The sequence below is a fragment of the Pseudomonas sp. KH_040 genome (assembly GCF_057839305.1).
The window spans coordinates 61,603-81,757 of sequence record NZ_CM174487.1 but is presented as its reverse complement, the minus strand read 5'-3'; the positions used below and the strand labels follow the sequence as shown (position 1 = coordinate 81,757).

General features: G+C 59.8%; 19 protein-coding genes. 9 read left to right on the top strand and 10 right to left on the bottom strand.

The annotated features are described in order from the left end of the window. Nucleotides 1-160 precede the first annotated feature (160 nt). The 3 genes from AC3IUF_RS00380 to AC3IUF_RS00370 all read right to left on the bottom strand — a co-directional run bounded on the left by AC3IUF_RS00380 (nt 161) and on the right by AC3IUF_RS00370 (nt 2,731). Entirely contained in the window at nt 161-931 is a 771-nt protein-coding gene (locus AC3IUF_RS00380; protein WP_007911743.1) for a MetQ/NlpA family ABC transporter substrate-binding protein, read from the bottom strand. 76 nt (nt 932-1,007) lie between these two features. After that, nucleotides 1,008-1,718 carry a methionine ABC transporter permease gene (locus AC3IUF_RS00375; RefSeq protein ID WP_172680176.1) on the bottom strand — a complete coding sequence of 237 codons (711 nt, stop codon included), beginning with the start codon at nt 1,716-1,718 and terminating at the stop codon, nt 1,008-1,010. A gap of 5 nt (nt 1,719-1,723) precedes the next feature. Continuing rightward, entirely contained in the window at nt 1,724-2,731 is a 1,008-nt protein-coding gene (locus AC3IUF_RS00370; RefSeq protein WP_007911748.1) for a methionine ABC transporter ATP-binding protein, read from the bottom strand. Between the two features lie 260 nt (nt 2,732-2,991). Between AC3IUF_RS00370 and katE the strand changes: the two genes are divergently transcribed. Further along, complete coding sequence (katE, locus tag AC3IUF_RS00365) at nt 2,992-5,133, top strand: catalase HPII (RefSeq protein ID WP_123376208.1); 2,142 nt, start codon at nt 2,992-2,994, stop codon at nt 5,131-5,133. A gap of 82 nt (nt 5,134-5,215) precedes the next feature. Here the strand turns inward: katE and AC3IUF_RS00360 are convergent, their stop codons facing one another. Genes AC3IUF_RS00360 through AC3IUF_RS00345 form a run of 4 tightly spaced genes read right to left on the bottom strand, consistent with a single transcriptional unit; the run spans nt 5,216 to nt 8,015 of the window. Continuing rightward, nucleotides 5,216-5,929 (bottom strand): PA5502 family lipoprotein, encoded by a 714-nt coding sequence (locus AC3IUF_RS00360; protein WP_489280052.1) that lies wholly within the window; start codon nt 5,927-5,929, stop codon nt 5,216-5,218. Nucleotides 5,930-5,966: 37 nt separating this feature from the next. Next, a complete protein-coding gene (gene znuB, locus AC3IUF_RS00355) occupies nt 5,967-6,755 on the bottom strand; it encodes a zinc ABC transporter permease subunit ZnuB (RefSeq protein WP_489280051.1) in 789 nt (262 codons plus the stop codon). Then, nucleotides 6,748-7,533 (bottom strand): zinc ABC transporter ATP-binding protein ZnuC, encoded by a 786-nt coding sequence (gene znuC / locus AC3IUF_RS00350; RefSeq protein ID WP_007911759.1) that lies wholly within the window; start codon nt 7,531-7,533, stop codon nt 6,748-6,750. Before znuC ends, znuB begins: the two co-directional genes overlap by 8 nt. Further along, the gene (locus tag AC3IUF_RS00345; protein WP_007911760.1) at nt 7,533-8,015 is read right to left on the bottom strand and encodes a Fur family transcriptional regulator; all 483 of its coding nucleotides are present in this window, start codon (nt 8,013-8,015) and stop codon (nt 7,533-7,535) included. The genes znuC and AC3IUF_RS00345 overlap by 1 nt, the downstream gene beginning before the upstream one ends. 66 nt (nt 8,016-8,081) lie before the next feature. Here AC3IUF_RS00345 and AC3IUF_RS00340 point away from each other — a divergent pair, with 66 nt between their 5' ends. Further along, complete coding sequence (locus AC3IUF_RS00340) at nt 8,082-9,002, top strand: zinc ABC transporter substrate-binding protein ZnuA (protein WP_095113240.1); 921 nt, start codon at nt 8,082-8,084, stop codon at nt 9,000-9,002. A gap of 56 nt (nt 9,003-9,058) precedes the next feature. Here the strand turns inward: AC3IUF_RS00340 and AC3IUF_RS00335 are convergent, their stop codons facing one another. Beyond that, the gene (locus tag AC3IUF_RS00335) at nt 9,059-10,012 is read right to left on the bottom strand and encodes a homoserine kinase (protein ID WP_123376014.1); all 954 of its coding nucleotides are present in this window, start codon (nt 10,010-10,012) and stop codon (nt 9,059-9,061) included. 61 nt (nt 10,013-10,073) lie between these two features. Beyond that, nucleotides 10,074-10,370 (bottom strand): DUF2782 domain-containing protein, encoded by a 297-nt coding sequence (locus AC3IUF_RS00330; protein WP_008081231.1) that lies wholly within the window; start codon nt 10,368-10,370, stop codon nt 10,074-10,076. A gap of 74 nt (nt 10,371-10,444) precedes the next feature. On the opposite strand from AC3IUF_RS00330, the gene polA reads away from it, so the two are divergent. Beyond that, the gene (gene polA / locus AC3IUF_RS00325) at nt 10,445-13,249 is read left to right on the top strand and encodes a DNA polymerase I (RefSeq protein WP_007911765.1); all 2,805 of its coding nucleotides are present in this window, start codon (nt 10,445-10,447) and stop codon (nt 13,247-13,249) included. A gap of 411 nt (nt 13,250-13,660) precedes the next feature. Here the strand turns inward: polA and yihA are convergent, their stop codons facing one another. Then, complete coding sequence (gene yihA / locus AC3IUF_RS00320; protein ID WP_007911767.1) at nt 13,661-14,302, bottom strand: ribosome biogenesis GTP-binding protein YihA/YsxC; 642 nt, start codon at nt 14,300-14,302, stop codon at nt 13,661-13,663. Between the two features lie 191 nt (nt 14,303-14,493). Here yihA and AC3IUF_RS00315 point away from each other — a divergent pair, with 191 nt between their 5' ends. The 6 genes from AC3IUF_RS00315 (at nt 14,494) to AC3IUF_RS00290 (ending at nt 20,124) form a co-directional block, all read left to right on the top strand. Beyond that, nucleotides 14,494-14,784 carry a c-type cytochrome gene (locus tag AC3IUF_RS00315; protein WP_038365005.1) on the top strand — a complete coding sequence of 97 codons (291 nt, stop codon included), beginning with the start codon at nt 14,494-14,496 and terminating at the stop codon, nt 14,782-14,784. A gap of 43 nt (nt 14,785-14,827) precedes the next feature. Then, complete coding sequence (locus AC3IUF_RS00310) at nt 14,828-15,439, top strand: c-type cytochrome (RefSeq protein ID WP_095113107.1); 612 nt, start codon at nt 14,828-14,830, stop codon at nt 15,437-15,439. A 200-nt stretch (nt 15,440-15,639) separates the two neighbouring features. Continuing rightward, the gene (locus AC3IUF_RS00305) at nt 15,640-16,281 is read left to right on the top strand and encodes a thiol:disulfide interchange protein DsbA/DsbL (RefSeq protein ID WP_007911777.1); all 642 of its coding nucleotides are present in this window, start codon (nt 15,640-15,642) and stop codon (nt 16,279-16,281) included. A 14-nt stretch (nt 16,282-16,295) separates the two neighbouring features. After that, nucleotides 16,296-17,174: an endonuclease/exonuclease/phosphatase family protein gene (locus tag AC3IUF_RS00300; protein ID WP_007911779.1), complete on the top strand. Its 879-nt coding sequence runs from the start codon at nt 16,296-16,298 to the stop codon at nt 17,172-17,174. Beyond that, on the top strand, nt 17,171-19,240 hold the full coding sequence (locus AC3IUF_RS00295; RefSeq protein WP_489280047.1) for a GGDEF domain-containing protein: 2,070 nt from the start codon (nt 17,171-17,173) through the stop codon (nt 19,238-19,240). The genes AC3IUF_RS00300 and AC3IUF_RS00295 overlap by 4 nt, the downstream gene beginning before the upstream one ends. 101 nt (nt 19,241-19,341) lie before the next feature. Continuing rightward, nucleotides 19,342-20,124: an N-acetylmuramoyl-L-alanine amidase gene (locus AC3IUF_RS00290; protein WP_007911785.1), complete on the top strand. Its 783-nt coding sequence runs from the start codon at nt 19,342-19,344 to the stop codon at nt 20,122-20,124. Nucleotides 20,125-20,155: the final 31 nt, after the last annotated feature.

The following is a 20,155-nucleotide window of genomic DNA, read 5'->3' as shown; positions in this document are numbered from 1 at the left end:
GCCAAGACCTTTCAGGTCGATGTAGAACGCAAGACACCTCGATCGGCCCCCTCTCCTTCGGGAGAGGGCTGGGGTGAGGGGCAGCTTCACATCAGGTCCAAAGCCAAACACAAAAAAGGGGACGCTCATAGCGTCCCCTTTTTCGTTGCAGCGATCTAAATCAGAACGCCGGCAATACCGCGCCTTTGTACTTCTCGGTAATGAATTTCTTCACTTCCGGGCTGTGCAGCGCAGCGGCCAGTTTCTGCATGGCGTCGCTGTCCTTGTTGTCCGCGCGGGACACAAGGATGTTCACGTACGGCGAATCGTTACCTTCAATCACCAGCGCATCCTTGGACGGATCGAGCTTGGCTTCCAGCGCGTAGTTGGTGTTGATCAGCGCCAGATCGACCTGGGTCAGCACGCGCGGGATGGTCGCGGCTTCCAGTTCACGGATCTTCAGGTCTTTCGGGTTGGTCGCGATGTCTTTGACGGTCGACAGGATGTTGGTCGGATCCTTCAGCGTGATCACGCCAGCCTTGGCCAGCAGCAACAGGGCACGGCCGCCGTTGGTGGCGTCGTTCGGGATCACCACGTTGGCACCGCTTGGCAGATCCTTCAGATCCTTGAGCTTGCTCGAGTAAGCGCCCAGCGGTTCCAGGTGCACACCGGTCACGGCGACCAGGTTAGTACCCTTGGCCTTGTTGAACTCATCGAGGTACGGCTGGTGCTGGAAGAAGTTGGCGTCCAGGCGTTTTTCCGCGACCTGTACGTTCGGCTGAATGTAGTCGGTGAAGACCTTGACCTTCAGCTCCACGCCTTCTTTGGCCAGCGCCGGTTTCACGAACTCGAGGATTTCTGCGTGCGGCACCGGAGTGGCGGCAACGGTCAGGGTTTCGGCGTGGGCCGAGAATGCTGCAACGGCAGCGAAAGCAGCGATCAGTTTTTTCATTCAGCTAACTCCTTATGAGGCGCCCGTCTGGCGCCTGCCAGCGAATGGCCGGCTCATCTGTTCAATACAAAACCGCTTATTTGCGCGAGAAATGCACGACCAAACGGTCGCCCACCATCTGCAGCACTTGCACCAGAATCAGCAGCAACACCACGGTGACGATCATCACGTCAGTCTGGAAACGCTGGTAGCCGAAACGGATCGCCAGGTCACCCAGACCACCGGCGCCGACCACACCGGCCATTGCCGTGTAGGAAACCAGTGTAATCGCCGTCACCGTAATCGCTGCATAGATGCCCGGACGGGCCTCTGGCAACAACGCGTTGAGAATGATCTGCCGCGTGGTCGCGCCCATGGCCTGGGTCGCTTCGATGATGCCGCGATCGACTTCACGCAGCGCGGTTTCCACCAGACGCGCGAAGAACGGCGTGGCACCCACCACCAGCGGCGGAATCGCACCGGCCACGCCCAGCGACGTGCCAGTGATCAGCACGGTGAGCGGGATCATCACGATCAACAGAATAATGAACGGCAGCGAACGCAGGATGTTCACTGCCAACGACATGATCGCGTAGAGAACGCGGTTTTCCAGCAACTGGCGCGGGCTGCAGAGAAACAGCAGCACGCCCAGCGGCAGGCCGAGCAACACGGTGAACAGCAGCGAGCCGCCGAGCATCATCATGGTGTCGTTGGTCGCCAGGCCGATTTCCAGCCAGTCGATGTTCTGGAAGAACAGCTTGATGGCTTCTATCGCAGCGTCGTAATTCTTGATTGCAGCGTCGAACATTTCCATTAACGCAGCACCTCCATGTGGACATCAGCGGCGGTGAAGCGGGCGAAGGCCGCTTCCATGTCGCCACCGGTGACGGCCAGGGTCAATTGCCCGTAGGGGATGTCTTTGATGCGGTCGATACGACCGGCGAGGATGCTGTAGTCGACCCCGGTTTCCCGGGCGACAGTACCGAGCAAAGGCGCGTAGGTCGCTTCGCCCTGGAAGGTCAGACGGACGATACGGCCCGGCACGTGCGCGAAATCATCACGCTGCTCGCCTTCATCGACCTGCTCGTCTTCCTGAACAAAACGCTTGGTGGTCGGGTGCTGCGGATGCAGGAACACATCGGCCACCGAACCTTGCTCGACGATCACGCCAGCGTCCATCACCGCCACTTGATCGCAGACGCGACGAATCACGTCCATCTCGTGGGTAATCAGGACGATGGTCAGTTTCAGCTCGCGGTTGATCTCGGCCAGCAGTTGCAGCACCGAGGCCGTGGTCTGTGGGTCGAGGGCACTGGTGGCCTCGTCGCACAGCAGAATTTTCGGCTTGGTCGCCAGGGCGCGGGCGATGCCGACGCGCTGCTTCTGGCCGCCGGACAATTGCGCCGGGTACTTTTTGGCGTGGTCGGACAAACCGACGCGCGCCAGCAGTTCAGCCACACGCTGATTGATCTCGCTGGTCGATAATTCACCGGCCAGGGTCAGCGGCAACGCAACGTTGTCGGCGACGGTCTTGGAGGCCAACAGGTTGAAGTGCTGGAAGATCATCCCGACTTGCTGACGGAAACGGCGCAGGCCTTTGGCGTCGAGCGCGGTGACTTCTTCACCGTCGACGAAGATCTTGCCGCCGCTGGAATCTTCCAAGCGATTGATCAGACGCAGCAGAGTACTTTTTCCCGCACCGGAATGGCCGATCAGGCCGTAGACCTGACCGTTCTCAATCGAGAGACTGGTCGGGTGCAGCGCGGGAATGTCCTTACCGGCGACGCGGTAAGTCTTGTGGACGTTTTGAAACTCGATCACGTAGCGAACCTTGTGGGGCGCGTTAGAAAAGGATCAGCGGTTAGCCGGGCGCGCATTTTAGCCTGTCCGTATAGAGGTTCTTAGCATTTATTTCGCAATTAACCTTCGATTTGGCAATAACAAGATCAAAGGTCATAAAAAAGGAACGTCCAAAGCAGCCCATCAGTCACTAAGTAAGCGACTTGAAAACCCTGGGCGCCGTGCCCGGGAACCACTCAAGAGTCCCCGGCGAGCATCGGGGTCAACCGAGGAGTTTACGACTGATGAGCAAGAAGCCTACGACCGATAAAAGCCAGATGGCCGGAACCGATGCCCCGGATCGCGCCAACACCAACGCCAAACTCGACAGCCTGGAGAAGTTTCGCTCCGACGCCACCGGCCAGGCACTGCGCACCAACCAGGGCGTGAAGATCGCCGACAACCAGAACACCCTCAAGGCCGGCCCGCGCGGGCCATCGCTGCTTGAAGACTTCATCATGCGTGAAAAAATCACGCACTTTGACCACGAACGCATCCCGGAGCGCATCGTCCACGCGCGCGGCACTGGCGCGCATGGTTTCTTTCAGGCTTACGAGAACCATTCGACGCTGACCAAGGCCGGTTTCCTACAGGATCCGGGGAAAAAGACGCCGGTGTTTGTGCGCTTTTCCACGGTGCAGGGCCCGCGCGGTTCCGGCGATACCGTACGCGACGTGCGCGGCTTCGCGGTGAAGTTCTTCACCGATGAAGGCAACTTCGACCTGGTCGGCAACAACATGCCGGTCTTCTTCATTCAGGACGCGATCAAGTTTCCCGACTTCGTCCACGCAGTGAAACCCGAGCCGCACAATGAAATCCCTACCGGTGGCTCTGCCCACGATACCTTCTGGGACTTCGTCTCGCTGGTGCCGGAATCGGCGCACATGGTCATCTGGGCGATGTCCGACCGGGCGATCCCGAAAAGCCTGCGCAGCATGCAAGGCTTCGGCGTGCACACCTTCCGCCTGATCAACGCAGAGGGCAAATCACGCTTCGTCAAATTCCACTGGCGCCCTACTGCCGGCACTTGCTCACTGGTGTGGGACGAGGCGCAAAAGCTCGCCGGTAAAGACACCGACTACCACCGTCGCGACCTCTGGGAAGCGATCGAGATGGGCGACTATCCGGAATGGGAACTCGGCGTGCAGATCATCGAGGAGGAAAACGAGCACGACTTCGATTTCGACATCCTCGACCCGACCAAGCTGATCCCCGAAGAAATCGTGCCGATCACGCCGCTGGGCAAAATGACCCTGAACCGCAACCCGGACAACTTCTTCGCCGAGACCGAGCAGGTCGCGTTCTGCCCTGGCCACATCGTGCCGGGCATCGACTTCTCCAATGACCCGTTGCTGCAAGGTCGGCTGTTTTCCTACACCGATACGCAAATCAGCCGACTCGGCGGGCCGAACTTTCACGAGCTGCCGATCAACCGCCCGGTCGCGCCGTTCCACAATGGCCAGCGCGATGCGCAACACCGCACGGTGATCGACAAGGGCCGCGCCTCTTATGAGCCAAACTCGATTGATGGTGGCTGGCCGAAAGAAACGCCGCCGGCCGCGCAGGACGGTGGGTTCGAAAGTTATCCAGAGCGCATCGATGCGAACAAGATCCGCCAGCGCAGCGAATCGTTCAGTGATCACTTCTCCCAGGCAACATTGTTCTTCAACAGCATGAGCGATCACGAGAAGGAGCACATCATTGCCGCTTACAGCTTCGAGCTGGGCAAGGTTGAGCGCGAGTTCATCCGTGCGCGAGAAGTGAACGAGATTCTGGCCAACATCGATCTGGAACTGGCCAAGCGTGTGGCGGCCAACCTGGGTCTGCCGGCACCGAGCAAAGGTACGGTGGATGTGCGCAAGGTGTCGTTCGATCACTCGCCGTCATTGAGCCAGGCTAATTTGCTGCCAGAGAACATCAAAACCCGAAAAGTCGCAATTCTTGCTGCGAACGGCGTTGATGGTGCAGCGATTGATGCGATGAAGAAGGCATTGGCGGCTGAAGGTGCGCACGCGAAATTGCTCGGCCCGACTTCGGCGCCGGTGAAAACCGCGGACGGCAAAATGTTGCCTGTGGATGCTTCGATGGAAGGAATGCCATCAGTAATCTTCGATGCGGTTTTCGTGCCGGGTGGCGCGGCGTCGGTCAAGGCATTGAGCGGCGACGGTGTGGCATTGCATTACCTGCTGGAGGCCTACAAGCATTTGAAGGCGATTGCGTTGCATGGAGAGGCCAAGCAATTGCAGGATCTGCTGAAGCTGGAGGCGGATGCCGGGTTGTTGCAAGGCAAGGATGTGCCGGCGTTGACCAAGCCTTTCTTTGCGGCAATCGGGCAGCATCGGGTTTGGGATCGTGAGCCTAAGGCGAAAGCGATTCCAGCTTAAAAAGCAAAAGATCGCAGCCTTCGGCAGCTCCTACAGGGTGTACCTCAATCCCATGTAGGAGCTGCCGCAGGCAGCGATCTTTTTACGGTTTACGCGGACTCAAAACCATCTGCGCCGGCACCGTGCGCACGGTCTGCTTCTCAATCTTCAGATCAAAATCCGGATTCAATTTCTTGACCCGCTTGCTCAGCAACGTCGCCAACCAAGGATAGTCATTGGTGCGTGGCGCCTGAATCGTCACCCCACACTCATAATTCACCACATCAGCGGCGATCGCATCGAGTTGGCGACGAAGTTTGTGGCTATCGGTGATATTCAACGCAACCGTGGTGCTCTCGGCCGTCGGATCGATCACTTTGGCTTTCGGCTTGGCTTCGGCTGCCAACAGCGCCGCTTCAGCCTTTTCCAGTTCAGCCTTGCGCGCCTCGGTAATGGCGCCATTGACGCCACCGGTCAGCGCCGGGGCTTTCGGCATCAGCGCGCGGGCACGGCTCAACGCTGTGGCGGCCGCATTCACATCACCCTTCTGCAGCACGATCTGGCTGCGACGCAGATACGCTTCGGCAAGCTGCCGCTGGTATTGCTCAAGGGATTGATCGTTGGGGGTTTCTTTCTGCAAAGCAGCCAATTGATCTTCGGCAGTGGCCAGTTCGCTGCTGGCCAGGCTTTGCTCCAGCTGTGCGATGGCCGTAGCCCGCGCATCGGGGACTTCGGCCACCGGCGGCGTGCTTTGGCAGGCGCCGAGCAGCACTGAAAATGCGACAAGGAGCAGATAACGGGAGGCGAACGGCTTCATTCCTGCGACTCTCTATTTGCGCAAAAAGCGGCCAAGTCTACACCCCACGACGGGGCAGAACAAAACTCAACAGAAACAGTGCGGCCGCCGTCACAACGATTGACGGCCCGGCCGGGGTGTCCTTGAACCACGACAGCGCCAGCCCGCCACACACCGCGAGCATGCCCAGCAGGCTCGCGCCCAGTGCCATCTGCTCCGGCGAACGGGCGTGACGTTGTGCCGCAGCCGCCGGAATGATCAGCAGTGAAGTAATCAGCAACACACCGACGATTTTCATCGCCACCGCAATCACCACCGCAATCAACAGCATCAGCGCCATGCGCAGGCCAGCCACCGGCAGGCCTTCGACCTTGGCCAGTTCTTCGTGCACGGTGATCGCCAGCAATGGCCGCCACAGCGTCACCAGCAACACCAGCACCGCCGCGCTGCCGCCGAGGATCCACGCCAGATCGGTCGAGCTGATCGCCAGCAGGTCGCCGAACAGATAGGCCATCAGGTCAATCCGCACTTCATGCATGAAGCTTAGTACCACCAGGCCGAGAGAGAGCGTGCTCGGTGCGAGAATTCCCAAAAGCGTGTCAGACGCCAGCGGTTGACGCTGTTGCAGCGTGACCAGCAGCACCGCCAGCAGCAGGCATCCGACCGTCACTGCGACCGTCGGGCTGACATCCAGCAGAAAGCCCAACGCCACGCCGAGCAGCGCCGCGTGGGACAAGGTGTCGCCGAAATACGCCATGCGGCGCCAGACCACAAACGAACCCAACGGACCTGCAACGATCGCCAACGCCAGACCTGCAAGCAGGGCATACAACAGAAAATCAGCCATGCTTGCAGTTGTCTCCGTGAACGTGAGGTTGGCCAATAACCGGCCCTTTGACCACCGAACCGTGCAGGTCGTGAGCGTGGTCGTGATGGTGGTGATAAACCGCCAGGCTCTGCGCGTTCTTGCCGAACAGCTCGACGAACGCCGGATCGCCGCTGACCTGCTCGGGATGCCCGGAACAGCAAACATGACGGTTGAGGCAGACCACCTGGTCGGTGGTGCTCATCACCAGATGCAGATCGTGGGACACCATCAACACGCCGCAGCCATGGCGATCGCGCAGACGGGTGATCAGGCTGTACAGCTCGGCCTGGCCAGCGACATCGACGCCTTGCACCGGCTCATCAAGCACCAGCAGTTCCGGTTCGCGCAGCAGCGCCCGAGCGAGTAGTACGCGCTGCATTTCGCCGCCGGAAACGCTTTGCACCGGGCTATCGATAACGTGTTCGGCGCCGACTTCTTTCAACGCGGCCAGCGCACGCGGACGGTCAACGCCCGGCACCAGGCGCAGAAAGCGCAGCACCGAAAGTGGCAGTGTCGGATCGACGTGGAGTTTTTGCGGCATATAACCGACGCGCAGCTTCGGCTTGCGCCAGACGCTGCCGCTGTCCGGCTTCAACAGGCCCAGCACAGCACGCACCAGCGTGGTCTTGCCGGCGCCATTGGGGCCGATCAGGGTGACGATCTGCCCCGGTTCGACGCTCAGCTCAATGTTGTCCAGCACAGCCTGCCCGGCAAACGTGACGGCGACCTGCTCCAGACGGATCAGCGCATTGCTCATCAAGCCCCCTGGCAACCGGAGCACAGACCGACGACTTCGACGGTTTGCGCCTCGACGATGAAACCGACGTCCTTGGCGCTGTTGATGATCGCGTCGCTGATCACTTTTTGCTCAAGTTCAATGGCAGCGTGGCAATCGCGGCAAATCAGGAACTGGCCCTGATGCGCATGCTCCGGGTGCACGCAGCCAACGAAGGCGTTCAGCGAAGAAATACGATGCACGAGGCCGTTTTCCAAAAGGAAATCCAGCGCGCGGTACACGGTCGGCGGCGCGGCGCGGCGGCCGTCCTGCTCGCTGAGCACGGCGAGAATGTCGTAGGCGCCCAGCGGCTTGTGGCTTTGCCACACCAATTCCAGCACCCGGCGGCGCAACGCGGTCAGGCGCAAGCCTTTCTGGGCGCACAAGGTATCGGCCTCGGACAAAGCGCTGTGCACGCAATGAGAGTGGTCGTGGGGACGGCTGGCAATCGGTGTAATAGGCATGGGCGGCGACGAGTTTTGATAGAGACGTTATTATGTTACCCGTTCTCGCCTCCTTGAGTGGTCATCGTGTCCCGACTTTTTTCTGTTTTTGTGGCTTTTGTCGCCAGTTTTCTGCTGATCGGTTCGGCTCAGGCCGAGGTCAAAGTCCTCACCAGCATCAAACCGTTGCAGCTGATTGCAGCGGCCGTGCAGGACGGGGTAGCGATTCCCGAAGTGCTGCTGCCGCCGGGTGCTTCGCCACACAATTACGCGCTGCGACCATCCGACGTACGGAAGGTGCAATCGGTGGATCTGCTCTACTGGATCGGCCCGGACATGGAAGGTTTCCTGCCGCGCGTGCTGAATGGCCGGACACTGCCGAGCGTCGCCGTGCAGGACTTGCCGGGGATGCATCTGCGCCGTTTCGCTGAAGACAGCCATTCCCACGCCGAAGAGGCTGACGAGCATGATCACGATCATCGTCCCGGCACGCTGGATGCGCATTTGTGGCTATCGCCGGTGAACGCGCGGGTGATTGCCGACAAGATGGCCGCCGACCTCAGCGCCGTCGACCCGGCTAACGCCGAGCGTTATCAGAGCAATGCCAAGGCGTTTGATGAGCGTCTGGATGCACTGGATCAGCGTTTGAAGAAGCGTCTGGCCAGTGTTGAAGGCAAGCCTTACTTCGTCTTCCACGAGGCGTTTGATTATTTTGAAGAGGCTTACGGCCTGAAGCATGCCGGTGTGTTCAGCGTGGCTGCCGAAGTGCAGCCGGGCGCGCAACATGTCGCGGCGATGCGCAAGCGCTTGCAGGAAGTGGGCAAGACTTGTGTGTTCAGTGAACCGCCGTTGCGTCCGCGTTTGGCCGAAACATTGGTGGCTGGCCTGCCGGTGAAACTGGCTGAGCTGGATGCGTTGGGCGGGTACACCCCGGCGACGGCTCAGGGCTATGAGCAGGTGTTGGAAAAGTTGGGCAATGATTTGGCGGGATGCCTGGAATCTCTGTAACCCCATAGAAAAAGATCGTCCGAAGGCTCGGGCCGCGTTCGGACGATCTTTTGATCTTAAAGGGCGAAAGGCAACGGTGTGTGCACCTGCTGCCGCTGCGCCAAGCGCTGCTCAAACTCCTTGGGATCGTGAATCAACACGTCCTGCCCGGCAAACTGCTCCGCCGCGATCAACCGCGACAGCCAGAACCGCACACAGGCCACGCGCAACATCGTCGGCCACAACTCAGCCTCCGCCGCCGTGAACGGGCGCAACGCTGCATAAGCGCCAAGGAATGCGCGAGCACGCGGGCCATCGACCAAACCGTCCTCGTCCGAACACCAGTCGTTCAAGGCAATCGCCACGTCATAGAGCATCGGCCCCGAGCAGGCGTTGTAAAAATCGATCAGCCCGGTCAGGTGCGTGCCTTCAAACATCGCGTTGTCGCGAAACAGGTCGGCGTGAATGTTCGCCCGAGGCAGCGCGAGGATCTTGTCTTTACGCTCGGTGATTTCATCCAGGGCCTTCTGCAGCAAGGCACGCGGCTCATCGCTCAGGTGCGAGAGCAACTCGCTGCCCTCCTCCTGCATCCAGTCCAGGCCCCGATCGGTCTTGCGCTTGATCATGCGCTCGCCTTGGGTCGCCAGGTGCAGGTGCGCCTGCAACTCGCCAACCTGCGCGCAATGCTGAGCATTGGCGACCTTGATGTGCTTGCCGGACAGGCGCGGTTGCAGCAGCGCCGGTTTGCCTTTCAGCTCACGCAGCGCCACGCCGTCGGTGGTGCGCAGTGCGTACGGCACTGGCAAGTCGGCTTCGTGGAGCACGTCGAGCAGGTCGATGAAGAACGGCATCTCCTGCACCGGGCCGCGTTCGACCAGGGTCAGGACAAACTCGCCCTGCTCCAGGCTGATAAAGAAGTTGGTGTTTTCGCTGCCGGCGGCGATCCCCTGGAAATCAAGCAGACGGCCAAGCCCGTAAGGGGCGAGAAAGGTTTCCAGCTCGGGCCGAGCCAGGGGAGTGAACACAGACATGGTTAAAAACTGCTCAGTTCAGGCGTCGCGGTCAGGCGACGCCGATTAAAAGTCGGGAATCTTACTTCCAGGTAAAGATTTCCCACGACGGAATCAGCATATCCGGCTGGTCGGAGCGAATGTAGTTCGCGTCCGTGCCATCGGCGCGCACCAGGAAATAAGGTTTGCCACCCTTTGGCGTGACCTTGATCGCATAGACGAAGCCACTGCGACTGTATTCCTGGATGACCTTGTCACCTTCAGTGTGCGTGTTGATCGTAACTTCCGGCTCCGAAGCGGGCGCATCATCCGCCGCCATCGCGGCCAACGGTGAGGCAGCAATCAGACCGACCAGCAGCAAGCGATTTAACGTACGCATGATAACCTTGTCCCTTTGTCGTCAACGGTCCCGCTATTCTAGCGCCGGACCCGCCGAAAAGGTTGATCCTGCTCATGAGCCAAGCCCCCCTCGTCCTGGTGGACGGTTCGTCTTACCTGTATCGCGCGTTTCACGCGCTGCCACCACTGACCACCTCCAAAGGCCTGCCGACCGGTGCGGTCAAAGGCGTGTTGAACATGCTCAAGAGTCTGCGCAAGCAGTACCCGGACAGCCCGTTCGCCGTGGTGTTCGACGCCAAGGGTGGGACATTTCGCGATGAGATGTACGCCGAATACAAAGCCAACCGCCCAAGCATGCCCGATGATATGCGCGTGCAGATCGAGCCGCTGCACCAGAGCGTGATCGCCCTCGGTTTCCCGCTGCTGTGCGTGGAAGGCGTCGAGGCCGACGACGTGATCGGCACCCTCGCCCGCAGCAGCGCGGCGGCGGATCGTCCGGTGATCATCTCCACCGGCGACAAGGACATGGCGCAATTGGTCGACGGCCACATTACCTTGGTCAACACCATGTCCGGTAGTTCGATGGACGTGGAAGGCGTGAAGGAGAAATTCGGCGTCGCACCGGAGCAGATCATCGATTATCTGGCGCTGATGGGCGATTCGTCCGACAACATTCCGGGTGTGCCGGGCATTGGCCCGAAGACCGCTTCCGGCTTGCTGGTCGGGGTCAACGGCGGCCTTACCGAGCTGTACGCCAATCTCGACATCGTTCCGAGCCTGCCGATTCGCGGCGCGAAAACCCTGCCGGCCAAGCTCGAAGAGCACAAGGAGATGGCGTTCCTCTCCTATCAACTGGCGACCATCAAGGTCGACGTGCCGCTGGACGTCGAACTCGACGATCTGCAAATGGGCGCGGAAGACCCGGCCAAGCTCTACGAGCTGTACTCGCTGCTGGAATTCAAGAGCTGGATCAACGATCTGGATCGCGACGCCAAGCGTCTGGAGCTGAGCGCGGCCAGCGAGCCTGCACCGGCCGGCGATCTGTTCAGCGCGCCAGCAGCAGAAGCGCCTGCTGCTCCGACCGAAGCCGCGTATGAAACCATCCTCGATCAGGCGCGTTTCGACGTCTGGCTGGAAAAACTGAAGAACGCCAAACTGTTCGCCTTCGATACTGAAACCACCGGCATCGACGCGCAACAAGCGCAACTGGTCGGCCTGTCGTTCGCCGTGCAGGCCAACGAAGCCGCGTACATTCCGCTGACCCACTCCTACATCGGCGTGCCGGAGCAACTGGATCGCGACACCGTACTGCGCGCACTCAAGCCGATTCTGGAAGATCCGAGCAAGCTCAAGGTCGGCCAGCACGCCAAGTTCGATATGAATATTCTGGCCAACTGCGCCATCGGTGGTGATCAGAGCCAAGGCATCACCGTGCGCGGCATCGCCTTCGACACGATGCTTGAGTCCTACGTGCTCAATTCCACCGCGACCCGCCACGACATGGACAGCCTCGCGCAGAAGTACCTCGATCACACCACCGTAAGCTTCCAGGACATCGCCGGCAAAGGCGCCAAGCAGCTGACCTTCGACCAGATCGCCCTGGAGCAGGCCGGCCCTTACGCCGCCGAAGACGCCGACATCACCTTGCGTCTGCACCAGACGTTGTTCGAAAAACTCAGCGCGATCCCGAGTCTGGCCAGCGTCCTGACCGACATCGAAATTCCGCTGGTGCCGGTGCTGGCGCGCATCGAACGCCAAGGCGCGTTCGTTGACGCTGAGCTGCTCGGCATCCAGAGCATCGAGCTGGGCAACAAAATGGTTGCGCTGGAGCGCGAAGCGTTCGAAATCGCCGGGGAAGAATTCAACCTTGGCTCGCCGAAACAACTGGGCGTGATTCTCTACGAGAAACTTGGTCTTCCGGTGCTGAAGAAGACCGCCAAGGGTCAGCCGTCCACTGCTGAAGAAGTGTTGGCGAAGCTCGCTGAAGACGATCACCGCTTGCCGAAGGTGCTGATGGAGCACCGCTCGATGAGCAAGCTGAAAAGCACTTACACCGATCGCTTGCCGGAGCAGATCAACCCGCGCACCGGGCGTATTCACACCTCATATCATCAGGCTGTGGCGTCGACCGGGCGCTTGTCCTCCAGCGATCCGAACCTGCAGAACATCCCGGTACGCACCGCTGAAGGCCGCCGTATCCGCCAAGCGTTCGTCGCGCCAAAAGGCTACAAACTGCTGGCGGCAGACTATTCGCAGATCGAGCTGCGAATCATGGCGCACCTGTCCAAGGACGAAGGCCTGATGAACGCCTTCCGCAACAACCTGGACGTGCACACCGCCACCGCTGCCGAAGTGTTCAAGGTCGAACTCAACGAAGTGACCTCCGACCAGCGCCGTGGCGCCAAGGCGATCAACTTCGGTCTGATCTACGGCATGGGCGCACAGAAGCTCGGCAAGGACATCGGCGTCGACACCAAGACTGCCAAGGCTTACATCGACACCTACTTCGCCCGTTATCCGGGGGTTCGCGAGTACATGGAGCGCACCCGCGCGCAGGCGGCGGATCAGGGTTATGTCGAAACCTTCTTCGGTCGTCGCCTGTATCTGCCGGAAATCAACTCGAACAAGCCGCAGGAACGCGCCGCCGCCGAACGTACGGCGATCAACGCGCCGATGCAGGGCACGGCCGCCGACATCATCAAGAAAGCCATGGTGGCAGTGGATAACTGGCTGGCGACGTCCGGGCTGGACGCCAGAGTCATTCTGCAGGTGCACGATGAACTGGTACTGGAGGTTCGCGAGGATCTGGTCGAACAAGTCAGTGCCGAGATCCGCGTACACATGAGCGAAGCGGCGAAACTGGATGTACCGCTGCTGGTCGAAGTGGGTGTGGGCAACAATTGGGATGAGGCTCACTGAGCCTTTTGAACACGGTTTGCCGCGACCTGTTGTCGCGGCAATGCCGGTAAAACCTGCTTATTTCAAAAAGCGCTTGGGATTATTCCAAAGCTTTTTGAAAAAAATCTGAACTAATCTGGAAGGTCACTACTCAGAGTTACTGAATGGCTGGTGAAGCCCTTCGATGCTCCTATGTTGTGTTAAGTGTTGGCAGATATCTGAACCCCGCCCTAGCGGTTCGGAACTTAAACCCCGGAACTTCTCCCTCCCCAATGAAGTCCGGGGCTTTTTTTGCCCGAAAATTGGCTGTGGCACGCTCAGACTGCGTTGAAAGCACAGCTAAAAATGCTCATTTAGGTACCCTAAACTCCGCTTTTTAGCTGTGCTTTCGCCTTGCCTGAGCGCACCACAGCCAATTTTCTAATCCCTGTTTTACTCAGCCGCCTCGGCGCCTTTGTCTGCCAGTTCCATCCAGCCGGCCAGTACAGTGTAGGCCTCTTCCAGGCCCATGCGTTTTGGCGCGGAGAACAGCTGGATGGTGACCAGATCGCCCCAACCCTTGCGAATTTCCGACTGCACTTTGAGCAGGGTGTTCTTGGCTGCGCCGTAGGTCAGCTTGTCGGCCTTGGTCAGCAGGATGTGCATCGGCATGCCGGCGGCAACGGCCCAGTCGAGCATCAGCAGGTCGAAGTCGGTCATTGGATGACGGATATCCATCATCAGAATCAAACCCTTCAAACTCTCGCGGCCACCGAGGTAAGCCTCAAGGTGACGCTGCCAGTGCATCTTCAGCGGGATCGGTACTTTTGCGTAACCGTAGCCCGGCAGGTCGACCAGACGGCGATCTTCGTCTAGCTTGAAGAAGTTCAACAGCTGTGTGCGACCCGGAGTTTTCGAGGTGCGCGCCAGGCTGGCGTGAGTCAGGGTGTTCAGTGCGCTGGATTTGCCGGCGTTGGAACGACCGGCGAACGCCACTTCGAAGCCTTCGTCGTCAGGGCATTGATCGACTTTGGCGGCACTGAGCATGAACGTGGACTGTTGGCACAGGCCGAGGATGGGATTCTTGAGTTGCATGGGATTTCCGATGTGGGCGGCGCCGGGATTGGGCGCGGAACGCGGTGTCGCTTCCGTTTCAGTGACGCCAGTATATAATGCCGCAGATTTTGTGTGTGCTTTGTCCCAGCGTAGGATGAAGTTCACGAGAGCGACAGACCTTGATTGCGCATTAGAACGCAGAACGCTCTCAACCCTGAAAAGGTCGTTTTATGACGAAATGGCTGCTGGCTGCCGGAGTCTTGATGCCGCTTTACAGCGCACAGGCTACACAGGATCCGGAAGCTGTGTACAACCGTGTTTGTGGTGCCTGTCATTCCGGCCAACTACCCATGGCGCCCAAAAGAGGCGATCAGGAAGCTTGGACGCCGAGGTTGGCGAAAGGTATGGGGACGCTGGTGCAACACGTGACCCAGGGTTTCAAGGCGATGCCGCCGCGTGGTTTGTGCATGGACTGCAGTGCCGAGGATTACCAAGCCATCATCCTGTGGATGAGCGAGTAAACCCGGTCCATAACTTAACCCTTAGCCGTAGTTGGATTAGCTGATGAACAAATTGATCGTGAGTCTGCTGTTGACCGTGGGAATTTCAGGCTTCGCCCATGCTGCCGGTGATGCCGCAGCGGGCCAGGCAAAAGCCGCTGTATGTGGAGCCTGCCATGGCCCGGACGGTAACAGCATGGCGCCAAACTTTCCGAAACTGGCCGGTCAAGGTGAACGCTACCTGACCAAGCAGCTGCACGACATCAAGTCGGGCAAGCGCACCGTTCTGGAAATGACCGGCCTGCTGACCAATCTGAGTGATCAGGACCTGGCGGACATCGCCGCCTACTTCGCCAGCCAGAAAGGCAGCGTCGGCGCCGCCGATCCGAAGATCGTCGCGCGCGGTGAAGCGCTGTTCCGTGGCGGCAACCTGGCCAAGGGCCTGCCAGCCTGCACCGGCTGCCACTCGCCGAACGGTGCCGGCAACGCCGCTGCCGGCTTCCCGCATCTGGGTGGCCAACACGCTCAATACATCACCAAGCAGCTCACCGACTTCCGCAAGGAAGAAGGCGGCCGCACCAACGACGGCGACACCATGACCATGCAGACCATCGCCAAACGCCTGAGCGACGAAGACATCGCTGCGGTCTCCAGCTACATTCAAGGTCTGCACTAAGGCCTACGGATCGAGCGCTGCAGGCGATGGACATCTCCTGCAACGTTAACGCTCGATTAATCCGTCGCAGCAAGTATAAAAAGGGTGGCTTTGGCCGCCCTTTTTTGTGGCCGCTGCCGTTACACTACAGAACTCATGCCCGCCAGGATCTGTCTGAAAACAGGTCGCGCGAGGCGACCCAAATTGTCCAGGAGTAAAGCATGCGTAATCTGATCATCAGCGCCGCTCTCGTCGCTGCCAGCCTGTTCGGCGTGACCGCTCAAGCCGCCGAAGCCCCAGCCGCCCCTTACGTGGAACTGGCCAACCCGGTACCGGTTGCAGAGCCTGGCAAGATCGAAGTGGTCGAGCTGTTCTGGTACGGCTGCCCGCATTGCTACGCCTTTGAGCCCGTGATCAACCCTTGGGTTGAGAAACTGCCGTCCGACGTCAACTTCGTGCGTATTCCTGCCATGTTCGGCGGCCCATGGGACGCTCACGGCCAGATGTTCCTGACCCTGGAAGCCATGGGTGTCGAGCACAAGGTTCACGCTGCGGTATTCAACGCAATTCAGAAAGAACACAAGAAGCTGACCGATCCACAGGATATGGCTGACTTCCTTGCGACCCAGGGTGTCGACAAGGACAAGTTCCTGGCCACCTTCAACTCGTTCGCTATCAAGGGTCAGATCGTCAAAGCTCGCGAACTGGCCAAGAAGTATGAGATCACTGGCGTACCTACCATGATCGTCAACGGCAAGTACCGTTTCGACATCGGCTCTGCCGGTGGTGCCGAGCAAGCGCTGAAACTGGCTGACCAACTGGTCGCCAAAGAGCGAGCGGCAACCAAGGCTGCTGCCAACTAAGCGCGGCAACCGCCATGCGCCGCTGGAAGTCCGAACGCATCGTTGGCCTGCATGATCCGCAGGTCAATGAGCATCACCTGGAGTCAACGGGCCTGCCCGCAGACCAGCGTCTGCGTTTGCTCAGTTTCAATATCCAGGTCGGCATCAGCACCGAGCGCTATCGGCATTACCTGACCCGCAGCTGGCAGCACCTGCTGCCGCACAACGGACGCTCAGGCAATCTGCAAAAAATCGGTGACTTGCTCGGCGACTTCGATCTGGTCGCCCTGCAGGAAGCTGATGGCGGCAGCCTGCGTTCGGGCTACGTCAATCAGGTCGAACACCTGGCCCAACTCGGCGCCTTCCCCTACTGGTATCAACAGCTCAATCGCAACCTCGGCCGACTCGCTCAGCACAGCAATGGCGTGCTCAGTCGTCTGAAACCGTCGGCGATCGAGGATCACCCGCTGCCCGGACCGAAAGGTCGCGGGGCGATTCTGCTGCGTTTCGGCGAAGGCCCGGAAGCGCTGGTGGTAGTGATGATGCACCTGGCTCTTGGCGCGCGAACGCGCAGCCTGCAACTGGCCTATATTCGTGAGCTGATCGGTGGCTATAAACACCAGGTGTTGATGGGTGACATGAACACCCATGCCAGCGATCTGCTACAACATTCTCCGTTACGCGATCTCGGCCTGCTGGCCCCGCAGGTGGAAGCGACATTCCCCAGCTGGCGTCCTCAGCGTTGCCTTGATCATATTTTGCTCAGCCCGACCCTGACCCTGGAAAAGGTCGAAGTGCTGGCACAACCGATTTCCGATCACCTGCCGGTCGCGGTAGAGATTCGTCTGCCGGGTTCGCTCACGGCCGATGCATTGCCCGCGTTGAGTCCTGCCCCTCGCGGAACCCCTGAATGAGCGACGACGCCCAGCGCTGGAAAGAGAAGTACCTCAAAAGCATCGAACAACAGGACAAACTCGAACGCCGCTGGGCCGCGAGGCTCGACTTGCTGCGTCGCGGCCTGGTGCGCAGCACGCTGGCGGCCGAAGGTACCGATAAAGTCGTCGATCAGTGCATGAAAGAGATGCGCGACGTGGTGCGCACCGACGACATGGACGCCGGCCTCGCCGCCCTCCTGCCGCGCCTGGAAAAAGCCGTGCTCGATTCCGAGCAGCGCCGCGAAACCCGCATCGATCAAGTCAGTACCGCGCTGACATCGCTGGTCACTCAGTTGCAGGCTTTGCCGTTGCCGCGTGAAGTCGCTCAGCCACTGAAGAAATTTGCCAAACAACTGGATAGCCGCGTCGGTTCGGCGCGGGAAATGCCATTGCTGCTGAGTGAACTCAGCGGCCTGCAGGGCAAGGCACTGAGTCAGTTGGACACCCCGCCAGAGCCGGGGCGACCAGGTCTGCTGCAGCGTTTGTTCGGAAGCCGCGACAGCGAAGAAGCCCCAGCGACAGAATCACCCGCGCCGCTTCAAGCCGCGCCGCCGCTGCAACCGCTTGCCGCACCGTCACCCGCACCAGAAACCGCACAGCCCGCCCCTGTCGCATCGATTGAACCTGTGATGGCAACTGCTGCCATCGAAGCAATTGCGCCTGTCGAAACAACAATGCCGGACGCCCAGAATCAACCGGAATCGGCAGAAGTGGTTACCTTCGTGCCACCCTCGGTCGGCAGCGAAGGCAGCAGTGACCCGAGCGAACCTCAAGCAGAGCGCTTTGAACCCGAGCCTGTTTTCACCCAGGCTGCCGCTCAGACTCCAATCACGCCTACCGCCATCAATCCTGATGAGCTGATTCACCCCGGTGATCCATCGCCACTGATCCTCGACAGCCTGCCGCTGCCCGAACCCATCGCGCAGGCGTTGGCCGCCATTGATCCGGAGCAATCCGAACACGACATCCTGTTCGCCCTGCCTGATACCCCGGAGCCGTCTTACAGCTCCGTGGCCAAGCACATCGAAGACACCCTGATCGGCCTCCTCGACGACCTGACCCTGCCGGAGCGCCACCGCCCGCAAGCCGAAGCCATGCGTGAAAGGCTGAAACATGGCTTGAACTGGTACGAACTGATACCGATCCTCGACGATCTCGCGACGTTGATGCTGGCGATCACCGACAGCGGCCAGCACGAATTCGAAGCGTACCTGCAGCAACTCAACGAACGCCTCGAAGCGTTCCAGAGCAATCTGCAAGCTGCCAGTGAAGGCCATGCCGACAACAGCTCAGCGGCGCGGGCCATGGATACGCAGATCCGCGAGCAAGTCGACGGCTTGCAGACCAGCGTTCAGGAAGCCGCCGATCTGGATGACCTCAAGCAAGTGTTGGAGAACCATCTCGAAGGCTTGATCGGCACCATGGATCAGCACCAGAAGCAGCGCGACGCCCGCGAGCAGGAAGTGGCTGCGCGGCTCAAAGGTCTGTCCGAGCGCGTGGCGCATATGGAGCAGGAAGCCCAGGGATTCCGTGAGCACCTCGAAGAACAGCGCCAGAAAGCCTTGATCGACCCACTCACCGGCTTGCCCAATCGCGCTGCGTGGAGCGAGCGCCTCGAGCATGAAATCAAGCAGTGGCAGCAGCACGGCAACACCCTGAGCCTGGCCATGCTCGACCTTGATCACTTCAAACGGATCAATGACAACTACGGCCATCTGGCCGGCGACAAGGTGCTGAAGATTATTGCCACGGTGCTGCGCAAACGCCTGCGCGGATCTGATTTCATTGCCCGATTCGGTGGTGAGGAGTTCGTCTTGCTGCTGCCGGCCACCCCGCCTGCGGTCGGCGCCAAGCTTCTGGAAACGCTGCGCGCAGCGATCGAAGCCTGCCCTTTCCACTTCAAGGGCGAGCGAGTGACGATCACCATTTCCATGGGGCTGGCAACATTTCGTGCTGGAGAACACAGCGATCTGGTGCTGAAAAGAGCCGATCAGGCGCTTTATCGCGCTAAAAATGCAGGCCGTAATCGGGTCGAGCTGGGCTGAGCAAATTGTTCCATTTTGTTTAAATCCGCCCACTGACCGTCGAGACGCAAGGCAGTACGTTACACTGTTGCATTACTGTCTTGCGTGTACTGCCTTCTGCCATGAAATTCTTTGCCCTCCTCGCTTCGTTGCTCGTTCTGGCCGGTTGTGCCAGTGGCCCGCGCTACAACACCAGCCACCCTTCGGCCAATTACGACAGCCGCATTCAGTTTGTGGTCGTGCATTACACGTCGGCCTCGCTGGAGCGCTCGCTGCAGTTGCTGACCCACGGCGAAGTCAGCAGCCATTACCTGATCGGCGACGACAATAGCGGTACGGTCTACAAACTCATGGATGAGAATCAACGCGCCTGGCACGCCGGCGAAAGCCAATGGCAGGGGCGTACCTGGCTCAACTCCAGCTCGATCGGCATTGAAATCGTCAACCCGGGTTTCAAGGACACGCCGAGCGGGCGTCTGTGGTATCCGTACAGCGAGGCGCAGATCCAATCGTTGATCGCCCTGCTCAAAGACATCAGCAAACGCAACGGCATCAGCCCGCGACACATTATCGGTCACAGCGACATCGCACCCTTGCGCAAACTTGATCCGGGGCCACTGTTCCCGTGGAAACGCCTCGCTGCTGAAGGGTTGGGCGTCTGGCCGAATGAACAGGCGGTAGCGCGCCAGCAAATGCTGTTCAACAGCAGTGAACTGCCGAGTATCAGTTGGTTCCAGGCACAACTGGCGCACCTGGGTTATGACACGCCGCAGACTGGTGAACTGGACGTCGCCACGCGCCACGTCCTTGCAGCGTTCCAGATGCACTTCCGCCCTTCGCGCTTCGACGGCACGCCGGATGCGCAAACGGCGGCACTATTGCTGGTGCTCAATCAGACAAAATAATGACGCCCGCCCGACGGTCAGGGCGAAATTG